We start from the raw sequence: 18,953 nt of genomic DNA, 5'->3' as shown, positions 1-18,953 counted from the left end.
CGGCAAACCGCCTATTTGCTCTGCAGCACCTCCGCCCACATCGCCTGCAGTTTCTTGTCGAAGTCCGGAGTCATTTGCAGATAGGGGAAGGTCGTCTTGATATAGGTCGGCTGGTCCGACCAGCGGAGGATGGTTTTCTGATCATCCGTCAGCACCGCTTTGCTATTGGCGGGCATTCCCCAGTAACAACTCGAGGTCGCGAGTTTTCCCTGACCCTCGGGGCTGAGAATATACTGGATGAATTTCGTCGCGAGATCCTTCTTCTGAGAAGTTGCGAAAACGCTGAGGCCCTGCTGCCAGCGGACACCACCTTGTTTCGGGATCGTGTAGTTGAGGTTCGGATTGTCATGCGCGAGCCCGGCGGTCACCCATTCGCCACCACCGAAGAGAACGTCGACCGCGCCGGTGGCCAAGGCTTGCTGCACTGTCGTTACGTCTCCGACCATGGCGGCGTTCTGTTTCAGCGCGATGAGCTTAGCCTTGATCGCGGGGAGGTCGGCGTCGGTAAGCTTTTCCGGGTTCATCCCCAGGGCGATGGCGGTGTATTCAATTTCCGGAACGTAATAGTCATAGACCGCGACCCGTCCCTTATATTTGGGATCCCAGGGGGAGTTGATGTCGGCAGCGGCGGCCGCATCGAAGGTCGTCTTGTTGTAGGCGATCGTGTTGTAGCCGAATTTTTCCGGCACGGAATAGAGGACGCCATTGACGGAGGTCAGCTTCGGACTGGCGATTGCCGTAGGAATATCTCCGAAGGGAAAGTCCTTCGCGTCGAGAGGCGCGAGCAGGCCGAGGCCCGCGAGGCGGCCGGTATCGGTTTCGTCGGCGACCAGAACATCCCAATCGCCGGGCTTGGATTGACCCAGCACCGCCAGGGCGGCCGCAGTCGAATCGATGTCCTTGAAATTGACCTTGACGTCATTGGCCTTCTCGAAGGGACCGAGCAGCGCGGGATCTTCATGGTCGCACCAGGTCAGCACATCGAGGGTATTCCGCGCAAAAGCGGGGGTGCTGACGACCATCCAAGCCACGCCCGCTATTAGCGCCAGGAGAGCCCCGCGTGCGGCTTTCGTATCTGTTCGGCACGGACTGGTCATCACACTCTCCACCCAACTTCGATTTACGAGAAACGCAGAATAGGTTCCGGGATCAGCTTGCGCCATAAAATCCGATTTTGGCTACTAGGTCGGTATCAGGCAAATTGGTGCCGCCTCCCGATTGGGTTGCAGCCCCGGCCGAGCGCACCTCCCGCACGGGCAATGCGCGCCATACCTGATCAGAAGGCGGTAGTCGGAATCGGACAAGACACCTAACGTATTTACCATGAACTTCAGCGACGGCAGCAACGGTGTGCCCGTACCCCAGCGCTATCTGGCGGTGCTGACCATCGGGCTCGCCGTCACGCTTGCGGTGATGGATGGCGCGATCGCGAATGTTGCACTGCCGTCGATTGCCCATGATCTCCATGCCTCGCCCTCGAAATCCATTTGGGTCATCAATGCCTATCAGCTGGTGGCGACCATTTTCCTGCTGCCGCTGGCGTCCCTCGGCGAGATTATCGGCTACCGGCGAGTTTATCTTGGCGGATTGGTCGTGTTCACGCTCGCCTCGCTGGCTTGCGCGCTGTCGGGATCGCTGCTGACATTGACGCTTGCGCGCGTGCTGCAGGGGCTGGGTGCCGCGGGCATCATGAGCGTCAATGCCGCACTCACGCGATTCGTCTATCCCAGCAAGCTGCTCGGGCGTGGAATGGGCATCAATGCGCTCATCGCGGCGACCTCGGCCGCCATTGCGCCCACCATTGCCTCGGCGCTGCTTTCGGTCGGCCCATGGCCATGGCTTTTCGCGGTCAATGTGCCTGTGGGCTTGATCGCCTTCGTCGCGGCATTGCGTTCTCTGCCGATGACGCCGCTCGCCTCGCATAAATTCGACACTGCCTCGGCCGCATTGCACGGGGTGATGATGGCGTCCTTCATCTTTACACTCGAGGGCCTGGCGCATGGGCAGAAGGCGCTATTCATCGTCCTGGAGTTTGCGCTGGCCCTGGTCTCCGGCGCATTGCTGGTCCAGCGGCAATTGACGCGAACCGCGCCGCTGCTGCCGATTGATCTGCTGCGCATTCCGCTGTTCCGGCTCTCGGCGATAACCTCGACCTGCTCTTTCATGGCGCAGATGCTGGCCTTCACGGCGCTGCCTTTCTACATCGAGGGATCACTCGGCCGCACTGCGGTGCAGACCGGCCTGCTGATGACGCCTTGGCCGATGGCGACAGTGATCGCGGCACCAATTTCGGGGCGGCTCGCGGATCGCTATTCGGCCGGCGTTTTGGGCGGCATCGGACTCTCCATTTTCGCTTGCGGTCTTGCAACCTTGGCGATGCTCCCGGCTCATGCGCATCCGGTGGATATCATGTGGCGGATGGCGGTCTGCGGTATCGGATTCGGACTCTTCCAGTCACCGAATAACCGCGCCATGATCTCAGCCGCGCCGCCTCGACGCACCGGCGGCGCGAGCGGCGCTTTGGGCACGTCGCGGTTGTTGGGCCAGACGATCGGCGCGACCTTGGTGGCGCTGATGTTCAACGTCTTCACGTCCAACGGGACTGTGGTCTGCCTCATCCTCGCGGCGAGTGTTGCGGCGATCGCGGCTGGGGTATCGTCGCTGAGATTGCTGCTGCCTCCCTCGGCGCGGAAGTGGGGCTGAGAGCCCAACAGCTAAGAACGCGAGCGCTCGCGCGACACAGGAGTTTTCGACGTGAAGACATACAGAACTGCTTTGATCCCCGGCGATGGCGTCGGGCCGGAAGTGGTTGAAGCCGCCTGGGACGTTGCGTCACAAGCAGCCGGGCGTTTTGGCTTCGCGCTGGACGGCGTCCGCTTCCCCTGGTCGTGCGACTATTACCTGGAGCATGGCGTGATGATGCCGGCCGACGGTATCGAACAGCTCCGGCCCTTCCAGGCGATTTTCCTCGGTGCGGTTGGTTGGCCGGCCCGCGTGCCGGATTCCGTTTCGCTTCATGGGTTGTTGCTGCCCATCCGGAAAGCCTTCGACCTATACGCCAATGTTCGGCCGCATCGCCTTCTGCCGGGTACCGTCGGGCCGCTTCGCGCGGAAGGTTTCGACATTCTGTGTATTCGAGAGAATACCGAGGGAGAGTACAGCGGCGCGGGCGGCCGCGTGCATCAAGGCACGGCGGATGAGGTGGCCGTCGAAACCTCGATCTTCACGCGGCGCGGCATCGAGAGGATTCTCCGCTACGGCTTCGAGCAGGCGCGGTTGCGTCGCCATCGGCTGGCATCGGTGACGAAATCGAATGCGCAGAAACACTCGATGGTTTTCTGGGACGAGGTGACGGAGGCGGTCGCGCGGGACTATCCGGATGTCGAGGTCACGCGGTATCATATCGATGCGATGGCGGCGCGTTTCGTGACCCATCCGCATTCGCTGGATGTCGTGGTGGCGTCGAATCTTTTTGGGGATATTCTCACCGATCTCGGCGCTGCCATCCAGGGTGGTCTCGGCTTCGCGGCTTCGGCAAATCTCAACCCGACCGGTAGCGGTCCGTCGATGTTCGAGCCTGTGCATGGTTCGGCGCCCGATATCGCGGGGCAGGGCAAGGCCAATCCGATCGCGACGATCTGGTCCGCCGCGATGATGCTCGAGTATCTCGGCGAGAAGGAATGCGCCGCCGCAATCTTCGCGGCGATGGAGCGCGTCACGGCGGCTGGCGCGACTCGCACACCCGATCAAGGCGGCAATGCGACCACGGCCGATGTCGCCGCCGCTGTCTCGGAGCAGATCAAGCGCGGGCCGGCGTAGTCGCTGGCTTCAGTTCACGCTGCGCGCGATTTCGGCCTCTGTCGCGCCGACGATATCGTTGACGACGGCGGAGGTGGTGGTTTCGCGCGTGCTGTGCTCCGCCACGACCTGGCCGAGACGCATGACGATGATGCGGTCGGTGATCGCCATGACATGCGCGAGCGTGTGCGAGATGAGAATGACCGCGACGCCCTCATCACGCACATGGCGGATCAGGCGCAGCAATTCCTCGACCTCGTGCACGCCGAGATGGTTGGTCGGCTCGTCGAGAATGAGCAGCTTGCGCGCCCAGGACATCGAGCGGGCGATAGTGATCGCCTGGCGCTGACCGCCGGACAGATTGCCGACAGTGGTTTCCAGATGCGGCAGGCGGATGCCGGTTTTGGCGGTGTCTTCCCGCGCCACCTTGGTCATCGCGCTATTGTCGAGGAAGCCCATGCGGCCGAGCAGCCCCGGCTTCACCAGCTCGCGTCCGAGAAAAATATTGGCGGTGATGGAGAGCGTCGAAGCCAGGCCGACATCCTGGTAGACGGTTTCGATTCCTGCGCTGAGTGCCTGTTGCGGCGCGGACCAGTGGCGCGGTTTGCCCTCCAGAATGACCTCGCCGCTGGTTTGCGGGAACATGCCGGAGATGATCTTGATGATCGTCGATTTGCCCGCGCCATTGTCGCCGACCAGGCCGAGCACCTCGCCCGCGCGCACATCGAAGGTCACGTCCTGCAATGCGGTGACGGAGCCGAAGCTGCGCGTGACATTGCGCAGCGATAGCAGGGTCTCGCCCGCGGGCTTGCGATCGGTGTTGGTGGCGGCGGTGAGGTTCATGCGCGTCAGTCCCTCGCCCGGCCACGTTCCTGCACCATCACGGCGATGGCGATAATCACGCCGATGATGACGGTCTGCCAGTAAGGCTGGATGCCGGCGACGATGAGGCCGTTGACGATCGTGCCGATGATGAGCGCGCCGAGCAACGTGCCGATGATGGTGCCGGTACCGCCAAAAAGACTCGCGCCGCCGATGACAACGGCGGCGATGGCGTTGAGTTCGTCATTGGCGCCTTCGAGCGGCGATCCGGTGCCGAGGCGCATGAAGACGAGAACGCCGGCGACTGCCGAAAGCAACCCGGCGATGACGTAGATCTTGGTGAGATGCCGCGCCACGGGAATGCCGGCGCCGCGCGCCGCGCGCGCATTGGAGCCGATCGCGAAAGTCCATCGGCCGAAGCGCGCGCGATGCAGAAACAGCCCGACGCCGATGCCGAGGATCGCGGTGACAACGATCGGCAACGTCAGGACGCCGAGGAAGACGTGATTGCCCCAGGTCGCGATCTGCGGCGCGAGGCCCGAGATATCGACGCCATTGGTCAGCACGAAGGTCAGGCCCGTCGCGATGCCGAGCATGGCAAGCGTCGCGATAAACGGCGTGACGCGTGCGCGGGTAATCATCAGCGCATTACACAATCCGGTGACAAAACCGACCGCCAGCGCCGCCAATGTGCCGACCAGCAGGCTCGGCAAAGCCCCAAACCCGGCCTGTCCGAGCGCGACAAGCACGATCGAGCCGATGATGCCGGAGAGGCCGAGCGTGGCGCCGACCGATATGTCGATGCCGCCGGTGATGATGACCAGCGTTTCGGCGAAGGCGAGCAGAATCGTCTCGGTCGAATCCTGCAGGATGCTGCTGATATTGTCAGTTCCGAGAAAACCCGGATTGAGCACGTCGAAGATGCCGACGATGACCGCAAGGGCCACCACCAGCAGCAATTGTTGCTTGATGAGAGGGCGGCGGGACAGCCAGGAGTCATTGGCCGGCACGGTCGTCGCAGGTGTCGCCATTCCGCCGCCCTCGTCTAGTCGCTTACTGGCCGCGGTAGAAATACTGTGACTGCTGATCCATCGTCTCGCGCTTGATCAGGATGTCCGGCAGGATGTTGTTCTTCTGCGCGGGCTTGATGCCTTTGGTCGCGTCGTAGGCCATCTTCACCGCCATCTGCCCTTCGAGCACTGGCTGCTGGGCGATCAAACCGATGAGGTCTCCGGCCTTCAGCGCGGCAACCTCGCCGGGTTCGGCGTCATAGGCGACGACTTTGACCTGGCCAAGTTTGCCCGCATTACGCAGACCCTGGATCACGCCGATGGCCGTCTCGTCGTCGATGCAAAAGACGCCGCCGAGATGCGGATAGCGCAGCAACAGGTCACGGACCACCTGAGCCGCGTGGCTCGGCTGATCGCTGCTGAACTGCTGGCCGAGATATTTGAGGCCCGGATAGCTGGGCAGCTTGCCCTCGAAGCCTTGTTTGCGCAGCAGGTCGGTGCTGGTGCCGGGCAGGCCGTTCATCAGATAGACTTCGCCCTTGCCGCCGAGCGCCTCGTTGAGCAGATCGGCCGCAAGCGCGCCGCCGCCGATATTGTCGCCGGTCACGGCGCCCACGATATTAGTAGTGTCGGCAACGCTGGTATCGGCGGTCACGACGGGAATCTTGAGGCTGACGGCGCGGTTAACGGAGGGCATGAGCGCATTGCCATCGGTCGGCACGAGAACGAAGCCGCTCGGTTTCTGGTTCAGCACCGCATTGACGAAGGGAAGCTGCGCGGTGGGGGAATAGACGCCCATCGCGCCCTGCCACACCAGCTTCACGCCAAGCTGCTTCGCTTCTTCCTGCGCGCCGTATTGCATCGAGACGAAGAACGGGTCGGAGGCGATGCTAGGGACAAAGCCGATCGTCGCCTGCTGCGCTTTGGCTTGCGGGCTGGCGATCAAGGCGGCACCGGCGACCAGTGCCAAACAACAACCGCCGAGAAGCGCCGATCGGATGCCACGAACCTGGAATTTCATCATCGACGTTCCCTATTTTTGCTGTGCGCCACGGAGGCGGACGCTTGGATTTCCTCGCGCCATTCAACTGGCTATCGAATGCCTGTCAAGCGGCGGCCCTGAGATGTTCCCTGAGCTTTACAGAAGTCGATTAGCGGCGCGCGTCGCTTCCGGGAAACCCGGAGGCCGTATATCCGATGCTGCGCTGCAACATGGCGAGCAAGGCGTTTACTGTTACGGGGTGCGGCTGGTTGCGCGATAGGCTCTCGGCGGCTGCAATCGGAAAGTCCGGGAACCTTCCCGGACTTTCCGAGCCTTCGCGAGGACGCGGTTAGAAAGCGTCTCTTTGGCGGCCGCCGATTGCCGCGGCGACGCAGGCGATGAAGGCGCCGATCAGCATCGAGAAGAAGGTGAAGAACGAGAGCGCGGACGCAGCTTTGCGCGCGGCGTTCGCGGCCTGTTTAGCCTTCTGAACGGCAGCCTGCTCCGTCGAAATCACGGCATCGACGCGCTTCTGAGCGTCGGCTTGCGAGACGCCGGTCCGCGCGGCAACGAGCTGCGCGAGGTAAGTGCGGTCGGCTGGAGCGATATCGCCGTCGAGACCGGTGGCGAGGATACGCCCAGCCTCGGCGCGAGAGTCGCCGGCTGATGCCGCCGCCGAGGCTTGGCCCGGCCGGAACAGCGTGTCGGTCAGATAGCTCGTCTGGCTGGCGGCTGCGGTCGCGCCGGAGGCGACCGTCGCGACGGCGTGGGTGCCGGTTCCAATGATGGACGAGGCGCCGCTTGCCAGAAAGCCGATCGCGAGAACCGAGGCGACTGCCCAGGTAACGAAGCCGTTCGCCGTGTCACGGAAGAACACCTCGTCGGTGTGCATCTGGACATGCTTGGTCCGCAGCCGGCCGGTGATGTAGCCACCTAGCCCGAAGGCGATCCAATTCACGAGAATGAGCCAGATCGCGGCAAGAACCGTGAAGGTGGTGGGTGAGGGGTTGGAGCCCGACCAGGGTGAGACCGAGGCGAGCCCGATGCCGGAGCCGAGCGCCACCAGAAGAATGGTGACGGCCGCCGCGACGAAAGCGCCGGCAATGATGGCGGGCCAGGCGACGGCGGTCACCTGGGATTCCCGGGCCGATACTTCGCCGACCGGCGAGACTATGGGCGCGTAGCCGCCCGATGTGATGGCCATGTCCGCTCTCCTCAGTGCCAGAAGATCGCGAGCAGGATGATGATGGGCAGCGGAATGCCCAGGAGCCAGAGTAGAATGCCACGTCCCATGAGAGCCACCTTCGTTTGGGTCTTCCGGGCGTCGAACCTGGACCAAGCGCCTGCGTCGGCACTCAATCCCGGTTCCAAGCCTGGGTTTCCGAAGGTTAGGCGGATCGCGCTATCTGCAAGCTCAGGTTGCGCAGGAAAGACCGTCGCGCGACCTGTCCGCCACGCTCCCACGCTGCGGCGCCGGTCGCGCGGTCACGGCAAGGTGAAGGTGGCGGCGCGGCGTTTGCGTTAGGCGGCCAGTTTCGCTGCGACCTCGGCGACATGCTTGCCCTGGAAGCGGGCGCCCGCCAATTCGTTCTCGCTCGGCTGGCGCGAGCCATCGGTGCCCGCGATGGTGCTGGCGCCATACGGGCTGCCGCCGGTGATTTCGTCGAGCTTCATCTGGCCCGCGAAGCTATAGGGCAGGCCGACAACGACCATGCCGAAATGCAGTAGATTGGTGATCAGGGAGAACAGCGTCGTCTCCTGCCCGCCATGCTGCGTTCCGGTCGAGGTGAAAGCGGCGCCTACCTTGCCGTTCAACGCGCCGCGCATCCAAAGGCCGCCGGCCTGATCGAGGAAGGAGGCCATTTGGCTGGTGATGCGCCCGAAGCGCGTGGCCGAGCCGATGATGATGGCATCGTAATCCGCAAGCTCTTCGATATTGGCGACCTGAGCTGCCTGGTTGAGCTTGAAATGGTTGGCTGTGGCAGCTGCCTCCGGCACGGTCTCGGGCACCCGACGGATCGCAACTTCGGCCCCGGCCTCCCGCGCGCCTTCGGCGACGGCTTCTGCCATGCGCTCGATATGGCCGTAGGTCGAGTAGTAGAGGACGAGAACTTTCGCCATGGCGAACTCCTAACGTTACCGCGCCGAAGGTTGGCGCGGGGCCGCAAGATGGACGCCGGGCGACCGGGCGAAAACCCCGATAAAGTCGAAGGACACGATCATCCCGCTTAACAGTGTGCGGCGCCGAAAGGTCAGGCAACCGCGCTTTCGAAGCGGGGCACGTCCGCCAGCAACAGTTTGGTTTCGGCGGCCTGAGGGTGATCGAGAACCTGATCGATCTCGCCTGCCTCGATGATCCTGCCGCTCTGCATAACGACTGCGCTCTGAGCGATGCTGCGGACGAGGGCGAGGTTATGCGTAATGAAGAGCATCGACAGGCCATGATCCCGCTGCAGGTCGCTGAGCAGCGCGATGATCACCGCCTGGACCGAGACATCGAGCGCCGAGGTCACCTCATCGCAGATCAGCAGTTCCGGCTTGACCACGAGCGCACGGGCAATCGCCGCGCGCTGCAACTGGCCGCCGGAAAGCTCATGCGGCCGCCGGCTGGCGGCGCTGGCGGGAAGCGCCACCTGTTCGAGCGCTTCGGAAATGCGCCGCCGCAACTCGGTCCGGCCGGGCGATTCGAAGGTCTGGAGGGCGATGGCGATGGACTGGCCGATGCTGCGGCGCGGGTTGAGCGAGGCATAGGGGTTCTGGAAGACGTATTGGATGCGGCGGCGCAGTTCGGCGTTGCGGTGCCGTGAACCGGCTGGGAGCGGGGCGCCGCGGAAGAACATTCCGCCATGAACCTCGGCATGCAGCCCGCCGATGGTGCGGGCAAGCGTGGTCTTACCCGAGCCGGATTCTCCGACCAGCGCGACACAACCACGCTCCGGCACGTCGAAGGAGATGCCGTGCAGGATCTCCGTGGCGCCATAATGCGCGACGAGACTTGCAAGCCGCAGTACCGGCGCGGGTTGCGACGCCGCGGCGGTGGGGGCGAGCAGTGTGGCTTCCGCGCCGCCGATGCTTTCGCCCGGACGAATGCAGCGCACCGCATGGCCTTCTATCTGGTCGCGCAATGCCGGCATCTCAGCGCGGCAGGCCGGGATGACCAGCGGGCAACGCGGCGCGTAGGAACAACCGGGTGGGCGGCGCCCTGGCTCCGGCGCTTGGCCCGGGATCCCCTCGATCCGGCTGCGCTTGTCGATATCCGGCACCGCTTTGATGAGCGCGGTGGTGTAGGGGTGCAGCGGGCGGCGAAGCACCTGGTCGGTCGGGCCGATCTCGACGATGCGGCCTGCATACATGACAGCGACACGCTGAGCGAGGGAGGCGACGACCGCGAGGTCGTGGCTGACATAGACGGCGGCGATGTCATGCTCGCGGCAGAGCTGGCGCACGGTCTGCAACACATGGGCTTGCGTCGTGACGTCAAGTCCGGTGGTCGGTTCGTCCATGACGACGACGCGCGGATGCCCGGCGAAGGCCATCGCGATCGCCACACGCTGCTGCTGGCCGCCTGAGAGTTGATGCGGATAGGCGCGTAGCAGACCCCGCTTGCCGGGCAGTTTTACCTCCTCCAGCAGCGCGATGAGCGTGTCGTCATCGACCTTGCCAGGATCGTCGAAATTCTCCGCGAGCTGCGTGCGAATGCGCAGCGCGGGGTTCAGCGCGGTGCCGGAATCCTGTGGCACGTAACGGATCAGCGATTTGCGGATCGCGGGCAGGTCATGCGCCGGAATGGTGAGCAGGTCGCGGCCGTCGATCATCACGCGGCCCTGGCTGATGACGAGCCCGCGCCGGTGATGCGCGAGCAGACCAAGGCCGAGCGTGGTCTTGCCCGAACCGGATTCGCCGACAAGGCCAAGGATCTCGCCGGGCTTCAGCGTGAAGGAGGCGTCGCTCACCACCGGCAGGCCGACGCCCGCCATCGCGACTTCGAGGCCGGTGACCGCCAGCGCCTCGCGATTGTCGGCCGCCGCGCTCATCGCAGCACGCCCGCCACCGCGATTTCCCGTTCGGCGGCGCCTGGCATGTCCTCGATTGGCGGGCTTGCGAGATCGACTCTGCGGGCGCCTCCGAGCATGGCGCGGGCGAGGGCGTCAGTCAGCAGGTTCATGCCAATGGTGAGAAGCGCGATCAGAAGAATGGGTATGAGCACCGGCCAGGGGCTTGCCATCAGTCCGATGCGGTTCTCGTTGATCATCGTGCCCCAGTCGGGGGTTGGCGGCTGGACGCCGAAACCGAGGAAGCTGAGGCCCGCGATGAGGGTGACCGAATAGGCGAGGCGAAGGCCGAACTCGACCATGAGCGGCGAGGTCACGTTGGGCAGGATCTCGCGCAGGATGATCTTCCAGGCCGCGACGCCGAGCGATTCCGCGTGACGCACGAAATCCTCGCCCGCGACCCGCAGCGTGGCGGCGCGGAAGACGCGGGCGACCTGAGGCGCATGGATGGCGCCGACCAATACGGTCAGCAGCCAAAGCCTGGGGCCGAGCAGGCTGATGAAGAGCAGCGCCAGGATGATCTGCGGGAAGGCCATCAATACGTCGGCGGCGCGCATGATCGCCTCGTCCGTGACGCCCTTCGCATAGCCGGCCCAGATGCCAAAGAGCGCGCCGGTGCCGACGCCCAGTATCGTGGCGCCCGTCGACATGATCAGGATGCGCCAGCCGCCCTTCAGCACGCGCGACAGCGTGTCGTGCCCCATCATGTCCGTGCCGAGGGGATATTTCCCCGTCGGATGCGCGAAAGAGAAACTGACGAAGGCGGTCGGCGAATGCGGCGCGACAAAGGGGCCGATCAGCGCAATGGCGACCACGATCAGCACCAGCGCGAGCCCGACCGCGCCGGAGCCGAGCGACAGGATTCGCCCGAGAACCCGCGTCACGAGGTTTGCCAGGCGCGGGCGCGCAGCTTTGGCGTCACCAGAATGGTGATGAGGTCGGCGAGGATGTTGAGGCCGACGTAGAAGGCGGCCAGCAGGATGACCTCGAACTGGATCACCGGAACATCGCGCGCGAAGATCGCGTAGATGAGGCTCTGGCCGATGCCGGGATAGGCGAAGACATATTCCACCAGCACGACGCCGCCAGCCAGATAGGCGAAGGTGAGCGCGATGACCTGCACGGTCGGCGCGATGGCATTGGGTAATGCGTGGACGAAGATGATGCGGCCGCGGCTGACGCCCTTAAGGCGTGCCATCTCCACGTAATCGCTTTGCAGGATCTCGATCATCGAACTGCGGATCATGCGGAACAGGTAAGGGAAGATCACCAATATAAGCGTGAGAACCGGCAGCACGAGGATCTGCGGCCGCGCCAAAACACTGGCGCCGGGTGCGACCATGGAGACAGGCGGCAACCAGTGAAAGACGGAGGTCGCGAAGACGATCACGGTGAAGAAGCCGACGACAAACTCGGGTGTCGCCGCGAGTCCCAAAGCGGTCACCGAGACGACATTGTCGAAGAACCCGGAGCGCCTGCTCGCCGCGAAGATGCCCGCGAGCAGAGAGATCGGCACACCCACGAGACCCGCGAGCACGAGAAGGGTCAGCGAATTCTCGACGCGCGGCATGACCTGGCCGAGCACGGAGCGGCCGTTGACCAGCGAATTGCCGGGCTGGCCGGTCAGGATGCCGCCCAGCCAAAGCCCGTATTGCGTCGTCAGCGGCCGGTCGAGATGGAGTCTGGCCACTGCGGCGGCCAGTGCGTCGGGCGTCGCATCGCGGCCGAGCAGAGCGCGGGCCGCGTTGCCCGGCAGGATCTCGGTGGCGGCGAAAATCACCACCGAGACGAGAAACAGCGTGAGCAGCCCAAAAAGGAGCCGCCGGATGATGAGCCGCTTCACCGGCGGCTCGCCGGATCAGCCAAGCCAGGCATCCGCGAAGCCGAAATTGCCCAGCGCATAGCCGGTGTTGCTCGGCTGGAAGCCCTGCACGTTCGAGGTCATGAGATCGATATTCTTGTTGAAGCAGGGGATGATGAGCGCCCCTTCCTCGAAATCGATCTTCTGCATCTCGTGGATGATGTCGCAGCGCTTGCCGTGATCCAAGGTCGCCTGCGCGTCATTGTACAGTTTCAGATAGCGGTCGTAGGAGGGCGCCTTCTGCCAATGCGTCTCGTTGAAGGGCGAGGTGGTGAGCAGCTCCATCGCGACCTGGGCGAGATAGGGCTTGTAGTTCCACCAATCCTGCGAAAACGGCCAGTTGAGATATTGCGATCCGTAGATCACATCGGTCGTCACCTTGCGGAGATTGATAGTGACGCCGGCATCCTGCGCCTGCTGGGCAATGACCTCCGCGAAGCGCACCGAGGAACTGGCGATATCCGAGGTGACCAGCTCGACGGTCAGCTTCTCCTGCCCCGCCTGTTTGAGCAGCGACTTCGCCTGATCGACATCGCGGTCCCGCTTCCAGGCCGAAGCGTCGTAGCAGCTATCCCAGGGCGAGAAGATATCATTTCCGACCGCGCCGTAGCCGTTCAGCGCGACATCGACGAGTTGCTGGCGATCGACGAGCAGGCGCAGGGCCTTGCGCACCTTCGGATCATTGAAGGGCGGGCTGTCGACGCGCATGGTGAAGGGCACCCATTGTCCCGGGTCCGAGACCAGAGCCTTGATCGGGCCACCCGAGCCGATCTGCTGCATGAGTGAAATCGGCGCCTGGCAGAATACATCGATGACGCCACCTTGCAGCGCCGCGAAGGCCGCCTCGTCGGTCGGAAAATCGATGATGGTGAGCGTGTCGAGATAGGGCTGGCCGCTGCGCCAATAATGCTCGTTGCGTGTGTAGACGCTCTGCTCGCCGGGGGTGAAACTTTTGTATTTGAACGGGCCAGTGCCGACTGGGTTCTTCACATCGTAATCGGTGGGCACGATCGAGAAGTATTCCGGCGCCGACATGCCGCCGGGGAAATCCGCATAAGGCGTCTTCATCGGCAGGCGCAGCGTCCGTGCATCGAGCGACTTGGCATTGGCGAAATCGACGGGTGAAAGGGGTGTCGCACCCGGCAGCGGCGCCTTGGGATCGACGATGCGCTTGAGCGAGAACAGAACGTCGTCGGCCGTCACGTCCTTGCCGTTGTGGAAAGTCAGGCCGGCGCGAAGACGAATGGTCCATTCCGTGGCCGTTGCATTCGGCTCGAGCGATTCGGCGAGGATATTGGAGACCACGCCATGCCGATCGACGGAGACCAGCGGCTCGAACAGCGCCAGGATGCGCGGATTGTCGAGCTGCGTGACGGTATTGCTTGCGGAGATGGTGTCCGAGCTGCTGCCGCCCGTCATGCCGACACGCAGATTGCCGCCGCGCTTGGGCGTCGTGCTCTGCGCCCGCGCCGCTTGCCCGCCCGCCATCAGGGTGGCGGCGGCGCCCAGGCCAACACCGGTGGTGGCGAGGAATCCGCGTCGGGTCGGCGTCAGGAGACGATCCTGCGGCCCATCATGTCGCTGGCTCATGGCTTCACTTCCCCCCCGGGCGCCCTGCGATCAGGCGCGCGCCTCGTCATGTGCCGTCAGCATGACGGGCACCCGCATTGATGACAAGTGGACGGGGTTTCGGGGTGGACTGGCTGCCCACCGCACTGGGCGGGCGTGGACATCACCCAAAAGGCGTATGCTGAGTACGTTATTTTAGCAAAACAGTTGGATGCGAAAGCGCTGCGTTGGGTTCGGAGTTTCGCCAGACACAATCTGTCAGCATCGGCATCCAGTTATCTCTCGTCTGCTGGTTTGTTGCTAACTTCTTACGCGGATATCGGCTGATCGTTCGCGTGGGATACAAAGAAAGTTGACTCCGTTTACGTGGACATCGTAATCGTGACTGATAATCTTCTGTTGTAGTGCAGTGCGGTCGGATTTGAAGAATTCGATATACATGACCGGTCGGCAGTTGCTGATAGTTTGGTTAGCGCCTTCGAGGATCTGCATTTCCATCCCTTCAGCATCGATTTTCAGAAGATTGACATTAGTGAATTCAAAAGAATCAAGCGTTGCCAGACGCACGTATTCTATCTTTTCGGGATTCTTCCCTCGTGTCTGGGATAAGGCCTCCTTCTGTTGTGGGCCAAACTCGATACTTCCAAAATTTAGTGATTTATCGTAATCGAACTGAGGAATTTCTATAAGATCTTCTCTCTCTCCTAAAGCGATGTTATGGCAAAAAACATTCGTGACGCCGTTCAAAGCCATTGTGCCCGCGAGCATATTAAAGATAATCCGTTGTGGCTCGAAAGCGTAAATCTTGCCTTGACTGCCGATGGCGCTAGTTAACCCAAGAGAGTAGGCGCCGACGTTAGCACCAACGTCAACGAAGACATGAGGCGCCTCGATCGTGGCGAGGATGCTTCTCATTAGTTCGATATCGCCATGCCCCTCGGCTGCGCCCGTGCGCAGCAAGGCTCCAGTCTGATTGATATCGTATCGGCTTAAGATCATCTGGCCGTACACCGTCGGGGCAACGAAGCTAAATGGAAGAGCCATGGCCGTGGGGACACCTCTCCAGTAAACGCGACAAGTGGAACGATATCGTAATGAAAAGCGCGTCAGTCGTAAACGCGCAAGATGATGTTGGAGCAAATTCCGGCCACCCTTTCAGCGCATGGCAATTTTGCCGACTGAGACAGAAATGAGAGATTTGGATCAATTAAGATGCTGATTCTCGTCGTGGCACGAGAAACGGATCAAGATCTCAGAGCCACCCCAACTACTGCGCCTAGAGGATTAAGATAACCAAGCCGCGCCTTGCGGTTTGGCCTCTCGTCTGCTCAAGAAGAAAGTCTCTTCGCTGCTTCGCAAATACCTTGCGGTTGTTGCGGGCTCGCCTGCCCCCGATCCGGAGACGACGATGACCGACACGCCAAGCAGCACGCGCAATCCATCCCGCCGCGGATTGATGACTGGCGGGATCGCGGCGCTGGGTGCCGCCCAATTGCTGGCGGAACTGATTCCCTCGGCGCATGCGGCGACCGCGAAGGCCGAGCCCATCATCGCGCCAGGTGCGCCGCCAGGCGGTTACAACATTCTCTTCATCCTCGTCGATCAAGAGCATTTCTTTGAGGAATGGCCAATTCCGGTTCCCGGCCGCGAATGGATCAAGAAAAACGGTGTCACCTTCACGAACCATCAGGCGGCGTCTTGCGTTTGTTCGCCCGCGCGTTCGACCATCTATACCGGCCAGCACATCCAGAACACCGGCATCTTCGACAATGCCGGTTCGCTTTGGCAGCCCGATATGTCCACCGAGGTGAAAACCATCGGACACCGCATGGCAGCGCTGGGTTATCACGCGGCCTATCAGGGTAAATGGCATCTGAGCTACAATCTGGACCAGGCGAAGAAAGCGATCGACGCGCCGCTGGCGGATTACCGCAAGATCATCCAATCCTATGGCTTCGACGATTTCTTCGGCGTCGGCGACATCATCGATACGACGCTCGGCGGCTACAATTACGATGACACCACCACGGCGTTCACAACGCGCTGGCTGCGCACGCAGGGTGAGACTTTGCGAGCGGCGGGCAAGCCCTGGTATCTCGCCGTCAATTTCGTCAACCCGCATGATGTGATGTATGTAGATTCCGATTTGCCAGGCGAGACCGTGCAGGGGAAGTCCCATGCTATGCCGATCGCGCGACCGCCCGCCGATGCGATCTACCAGTCGGAATGGGACGTGGCACTTCCGGCAACGCGCGGCCAGTCCTTCGATGCGCCCGGCCGCCCGCGCGGGCAGAAGATTTATCAGAGCGTGCAGGACACCCTCGTCGGCGCCTGGCCGGATGAGGATCGCCGCTGGCGGCTGCTGCGCAACTATTACTACAACTGCATCCGCGACTGCGACCGGCAAGTCGTTCGTGTGCTGCAGTCGCTCAAAGACAATGGCATGGACAAGAACACCATCATCGTCTTCACCGCCGATCACGGCGAGCTTGGCGGCAATCATCAGATGCGCGGCAAGGGGAATTGCGCCTATCGCCAGCAGAACCATCTGCCGCTGATGATTGTCCATCCCGCCTATCCCGGCGGCGTGACCTGCAAGGCAGTGACCTCGCAGATCGACCTTGCGCCGACACTGATGGCGCTCACCGGCGCCGAGCCGGAGGCGCTGAGCACGGTCGGGTTCGGCCTCAAGGGACGCAATTTCTCAGGCTTGATGGGCGCGCCGGACAAGGCCGATTATAACTCGCTCAGGCCGGCATCGCTCTTCAACTACAACATGCTGTCGTTTCAGGACGCCAAATGGGCGAAGATGATGGACGACTATATGGATTCATCGGCTTCGGCGCCCGATAAGATCGCGGCGCTGCTCAAGACCGAGCCCGATTTCCACGACCGCTGCGGCATTCGTAGCGTTTTCGATGGGCGCTATCGGTTCAGCCGCTATTTCGCTCCGCTCGATTTCAATACGCCCACGAGTTATGAGGATCTGACCGCCAATAATGACCTTGAGCTTTATGACCTGCGGAACGACCCGGAGGAGGTCGATAACCTCGCGCTCACTCCGTCCGCGCATACCGATCTCATCATGGCGATGAACACCACGCTCAACCAGCGCCTTGCCGAGGAGGTCGGCGATGATGACGGGAGCTTCCTACCGATCCGAGATGGAAAGTGGTATTTTCCCCCAAAATCGGAACGGTGAGGGCTCGGGCCGGTTGCTATGATGGAGAGCGCAAGATGAAGAGAACCATCCCGTCGTTTCTGGGGCTCGCCGTTCTAGCGGCGGGTTTGGCCGGGGCGGCGTTGCCGGTTTCGGCCCAGACTCAAAGCAATGCGGTTCCCCTTCGGGAAGGCAATATCTGGGGTGGAGTGGCCCACGATCCGAATCCAGGCGTTGTGGACCCCGAAGAGCGCGCGGCCGGCGTGGCGCCGTCAGCGCAGCAAAACGACGCCATCAACGCGAAGATCAATCATCTTTACGACAAGCTCCTCGACAAGCCGCTCAAGACCCATGCGAATGGCGGGACGCCCTAAGCCGGGTCCCAGGCGCCCGCGATTGGCTCAGTGGATGGCGGCGTGGACGGTTTCCGCGACGGTTTCCGCGGTCGCGGCGGAGAGTGTCCAACCCAGATGGCCGTGCCCGGTGTTGTAGAAGACACCCTTGCGACTCCCGGAGCCGACGCGCGGCACCATGCTCGGGGTCATCGGCCTCAGCCCTGCCCAGGGGATCGCTGAGCTCGTATCGACCTCTGGGAAAAGATCCCGGGTCCATTCCGCCAGAGGCCTTATGCGATCGGCACGGATATCGAGGTTGTAGCCGTTGAATTCGGCCGTTCCTGCCACCCGGAAACGCTCGCCCAGGCGACTCGAGACGATTTTGGTCTCGTCGTCGAGCAGACTGACACGCGGTGCGCCGCGGCTGCTTTGTTCGGTTAGCAGGGGGATGGTGATGGAGTAGCCTTTGACCGGGTAGATATTGACGCGATCGCCAAGCTGCCGGGCAAAGCGCGGGCTCGCTACCCCCGCGCAAATCACCACTGCATCGGCCTTGAGCGTTTCCAGAGCGCGCGGCTCGCGGCGCTTGTCGGCATGGTGCCAGTCGACGGCGATGCCACCACCCTGATGCGCGAGCAGCCGGACATCCGTGTCATACATGAACTTCACGCCGCGCCGCTCGCAAGCACTGGCCAGGCCGCGCGTGAAGGCGTGGATGTCACCGGTGAAGTCCGAGGCCGTGTAGAAGCCGCCGTAATAGTCGCCTTGCAGCGTGGGTTCGATCGCCCGCATTTCCTCGGGTGTCACGGCCTTACGGTCGAGGCCCCCCTCCGACAAAAGCTCGTTCACCTGCATCGCGTGGTCGAATCCGGCTTTGGCGCGATAGAGGTGGAGGATGCCGGTATTTTCCCGGTGAAACTCGATTCCCTCGGTCTCGGCGATCCGGGTGAGGTGTTTTTGCGCGATGATCGCGAGCCTGACGGTATCGACCGTATTGCGCCGGTAATTCGGGATTTGCCCGACGAACTCGGCCATCCAGGAGTATTTGTGCCAGGACGGCCAGGGGTTAACGAGGAGGGGGGCATCCCGGCGCATCATCCATTTGATACCCTTGAGGATGGTGGCGGCCGTGGTCCATACTTCGGCGTTGCTTGCGGAGAGCTGGCCACCATTGGCGTAGGATGTGCCCATTGCGGGATCGCGGTTGCGGTCCAGCACGGTGACATCGTAGCCACGCAGGGCGAGGGCATAGGCGGTCGTGATGCCGGTTACACCGGCTCCGATAACGGCGACATGAGACAAAAGGCGACCTCCGGGCGAGAGAGAGACGATAAAAACTGGACACGCATGTCCAGTCGGCTCCC

The 18,953-nt window shown here is 62.6% G+C and carries 17 protein-coding genes; 4 read left to right on the top strand and 13 right to left on the bottom strand.

The features are described from left to right. Nucleotides 1–11: 11 nt before the first annotated feature. The gene (locus tag GSQ83_RS10910; protein ID WP_216850041.1) at nucleotides 12–1,022 is read right to left on the bottom strand and encodes an extracellular solute-binding protein; all 1,011 of its coding nucleotides are present in this window, start codon (nucleotides 1,020–1,022) and stop codon (nucleotides 12–14) included. A 301-nt stretch (nucleotides 1,023–1,323) separates the two neighbouring features. On the opposite strand from GSQ83_RS10910, the gene GSQ83_RS10905 reads away from it, so the two are divergent. After that, on the top strand, nucleotides 1,324–2,703 hold the full coding sequence (locus tag GSQ83_RS10905) for an MFS transporter (RefSeq protein WP_158802915.1): 1,380 nt from the start codon (nucleotides 1,324–1,326) through the stop codon (nucleotides 2,701–2,703). A 51-nt stretch (nucleotides 2,704–2,754) separates the two neighbouring features. Continuing rightward, on the top strand, nucleotides 2,755–3,819 hold the full coding sequence (locus GSQ83_RS10900; protein ID WP_158802914.1) for a tartrate dehydrogenase: 1,065 nt from the start codon (nucleotides 2,755–2,757) through the stop codon (nucleotides 3,817–3,819). 9 nt (nucleotides 3,820–3,828) lie between these two features. Here GSQ83_RS10900 and GSQ83_RS10895 read toward each other — a convergent pair whose 3' ends face one another. From GSQ83_RS10895 to GSQ83_RS10845, 11 genes are all read right to left on the bottom strand, one after another. Beyond that, a complete protein-coding gene (locus GSQ83_RS10895; RefSeq protein WP_158802913.1) occupies nucleotides 3,829–4,641 on the bottom strand; it encodes an ATP-binding cassette domain-containing protein in 813 nt (270 codons plus the stop codon). A gap of 5 nt (nucleotides 4,642–4,646) precedes the next feature. Further along, complete coding sequence (locus tag GSQ83_RS10890) at nucleotides 4,647–5,651, bottom strand: ABC transporter permease (RefSeq protein ID WP_158802912.1); 1,005 nt, start codon at nucleotides 5,649–5,651, stop codon at nucleotides 4,647–4,649. A 22-nt stretch (nucleotides 5,652–5,673) separates the two neighbouring features. Then, entirely contained in the window at nucleotides 5,674–6,654 is a 981-nt protein-coding gene (locus tag GSQ83_RS10885) for an ABC transporter substrate-binding protein (protein ID WP_158802911.1), read from the bottom strand. A gap of 307 nt (nucleotides 6,655–6,961) precedes the next feature. Then, nucleotides 6,962–7,816 (bottom strand): hypothetical protein, encoded by an 855-nt coding sequence (locus tag GSQ83_RS10880; RefSeq protein WP_158802910.1) that lies wholly within the window; start codon nucleotides 7,814–7,816, stop codon nucleotides 6,962–6,964. Nucleotides 7,817–7,827: 11 nt separating this feature from the next. After that, nucleotides 7,828–7,971, bottom strand: a complete 144-nt coding sequence (locus GSQ83_RS10875; RefSeq protein ID WP_158802909.1) for a hypothetical protein — start codon at nucleotides 7,969–7,971, stop codon at nucleotides 7,828–7,830. A 162-nt stretch (nucleotides 7,972–8,133) separates the two neighbouring features. Next, nucleotides 8,134–8,733, bottom strand: a complete 600-nt coding sequence (gene wrbA, locus GSQ83_RS10870; RefSeq protein ID WP_158802908.1) for an NAD(P)H:quinone oxidoreductase — start codon at nucleotides 8,731–8,733, stop codon at nucleotides 8,134–8,136. Between the two features lie 131 nt (nucleotides 8,734–8,864). Next, nucleotides 8,865–10,646: an ABC transporter ATP-binding protein gene (locus GSQ83_RS10865; RefSeq protein WP_158802907.1), complete on the bottom strand. Its 1,782-nt coding sequence runs from the start codon at nucleotides 10,644–10,646 to the stop codon at nucleotides 8,865–8,867. Further along, complete coding sequence (locus GSQ83_RS10860) at nucleotides 10,643–11,548, bottom strand: ABC transporter permease (protein ID WP_158802906.1); 906 nt, start codon at nucleotides 11,546–11,548, stop codon at nucleotides 10,643–10,645. Before GSQ83_RS10860 ends, GSQ83_RS10865 begins: the two co-directional genes overlap by 4 nt. After that, the gene (locus GSQ83_RS10855; protein ID WP_158802905.1) at nucleotides 11,545–12,507 is read right to left on the bottom strand and encodes an ABC transporter permease; all 963 of its coding nucleotides are present in this window, start codon (nucleotides 12,505–12,507) and stop codon (nucleotides 11,545–11,547) included. The genes GSQ83_RS10860 and GSQ83_RS10855 overlap by 4 nt, the downstream gene beginning before the upstream one ends. 15 nt (nucleotides 12,508–12,522) lie before the next feature. Continuing rightward, nucleotides 12,523–14,115: an ABC transporter substrate-binding protein gene (locus GSQ83_RS10850; protein WP_158802904.1), complete on the bottom strand. Its 1,593-nt coding sequence runs from the start codon at nucleotides 14,113–14,115 to the stop codon at nucleotides 12,523–12,525. Between the two features lie 279 nt (nucleotides 14,116–14,394). Continuing rightward, nucleotides 14,395–15,138, bottom strand: coding sequence for an FkbM family methyltransferase (locus tag GSQ83_RS10845; protein ID WP_158802903.1), 744 nt, complete (start codon nucleotides 15,136–15,138; stop codon nucleotides 14,395–14,397). A 364-nt stretch (nucleotides 15,139–15,502) separates the two neighbouring features. On the opposite strand from GSQ83_RS10845, the gene GSQ83_RS10840 reads away from it, so the two are divergent. Both GSQ83_RS10840 and GSQ83_RS10835 read left to right on the top strand, forming a co-directional pair. Beyond that, nucleotides 15,503–17,296: a sulfatase-like hydrolase/transferase gene (locus tag GSQ83_RS10840; RefSeq protein ID WP_158802902.1), complete on the top strand. Its 1,794-nt coding sequence runs from the start codon at nucleotides 15,503–15,505 to the stop codon at nucleotides 17,294–17,296. A 35-nt stretch (nucleotides 17,297–17,331) separates the two neighbouring features. Continuing rightward, entirely contained in the window at nucleotides 17,332–17,628 is a 297-nt protein-coding gene (locus GSQ83_RS10835; protein ID WP_158802901.1) for a hypothetical protein, read from the top strand. Between the two features lie 27 nt (nucleotides 17,629–17,655). Here the strand turns inward: GSQ83_RS10835 and GSQ83_RS10830 are convergent, their stop codons facing one another. Further along, on the bottom strand, nucleotides 17,656–18,891 hold the full coding sequence (locus GSQ83_RS10830; protein WP_158802900.1) for a D-amino acid dehydrogenase: 1,236 nt from the start codon (nucleotides 18,889–18,891) through the stop codon (nucleotides 17,656–17,658). Nucleotides 18,892–18,953 lie beyond the last annotated feature (62 nt).

This window comes from Acidisoma sp. L85 (assembly GCF_009765865.1).
Classification (GTDB): Bacteria; Pseudomonadota; Alphaproteobacteria; order Acetobacterales; family Acetobacteraceae; genus Acidisoma.
This window is presented reverse-complemented; position numbering and strand designations above follow the sequence as displayed.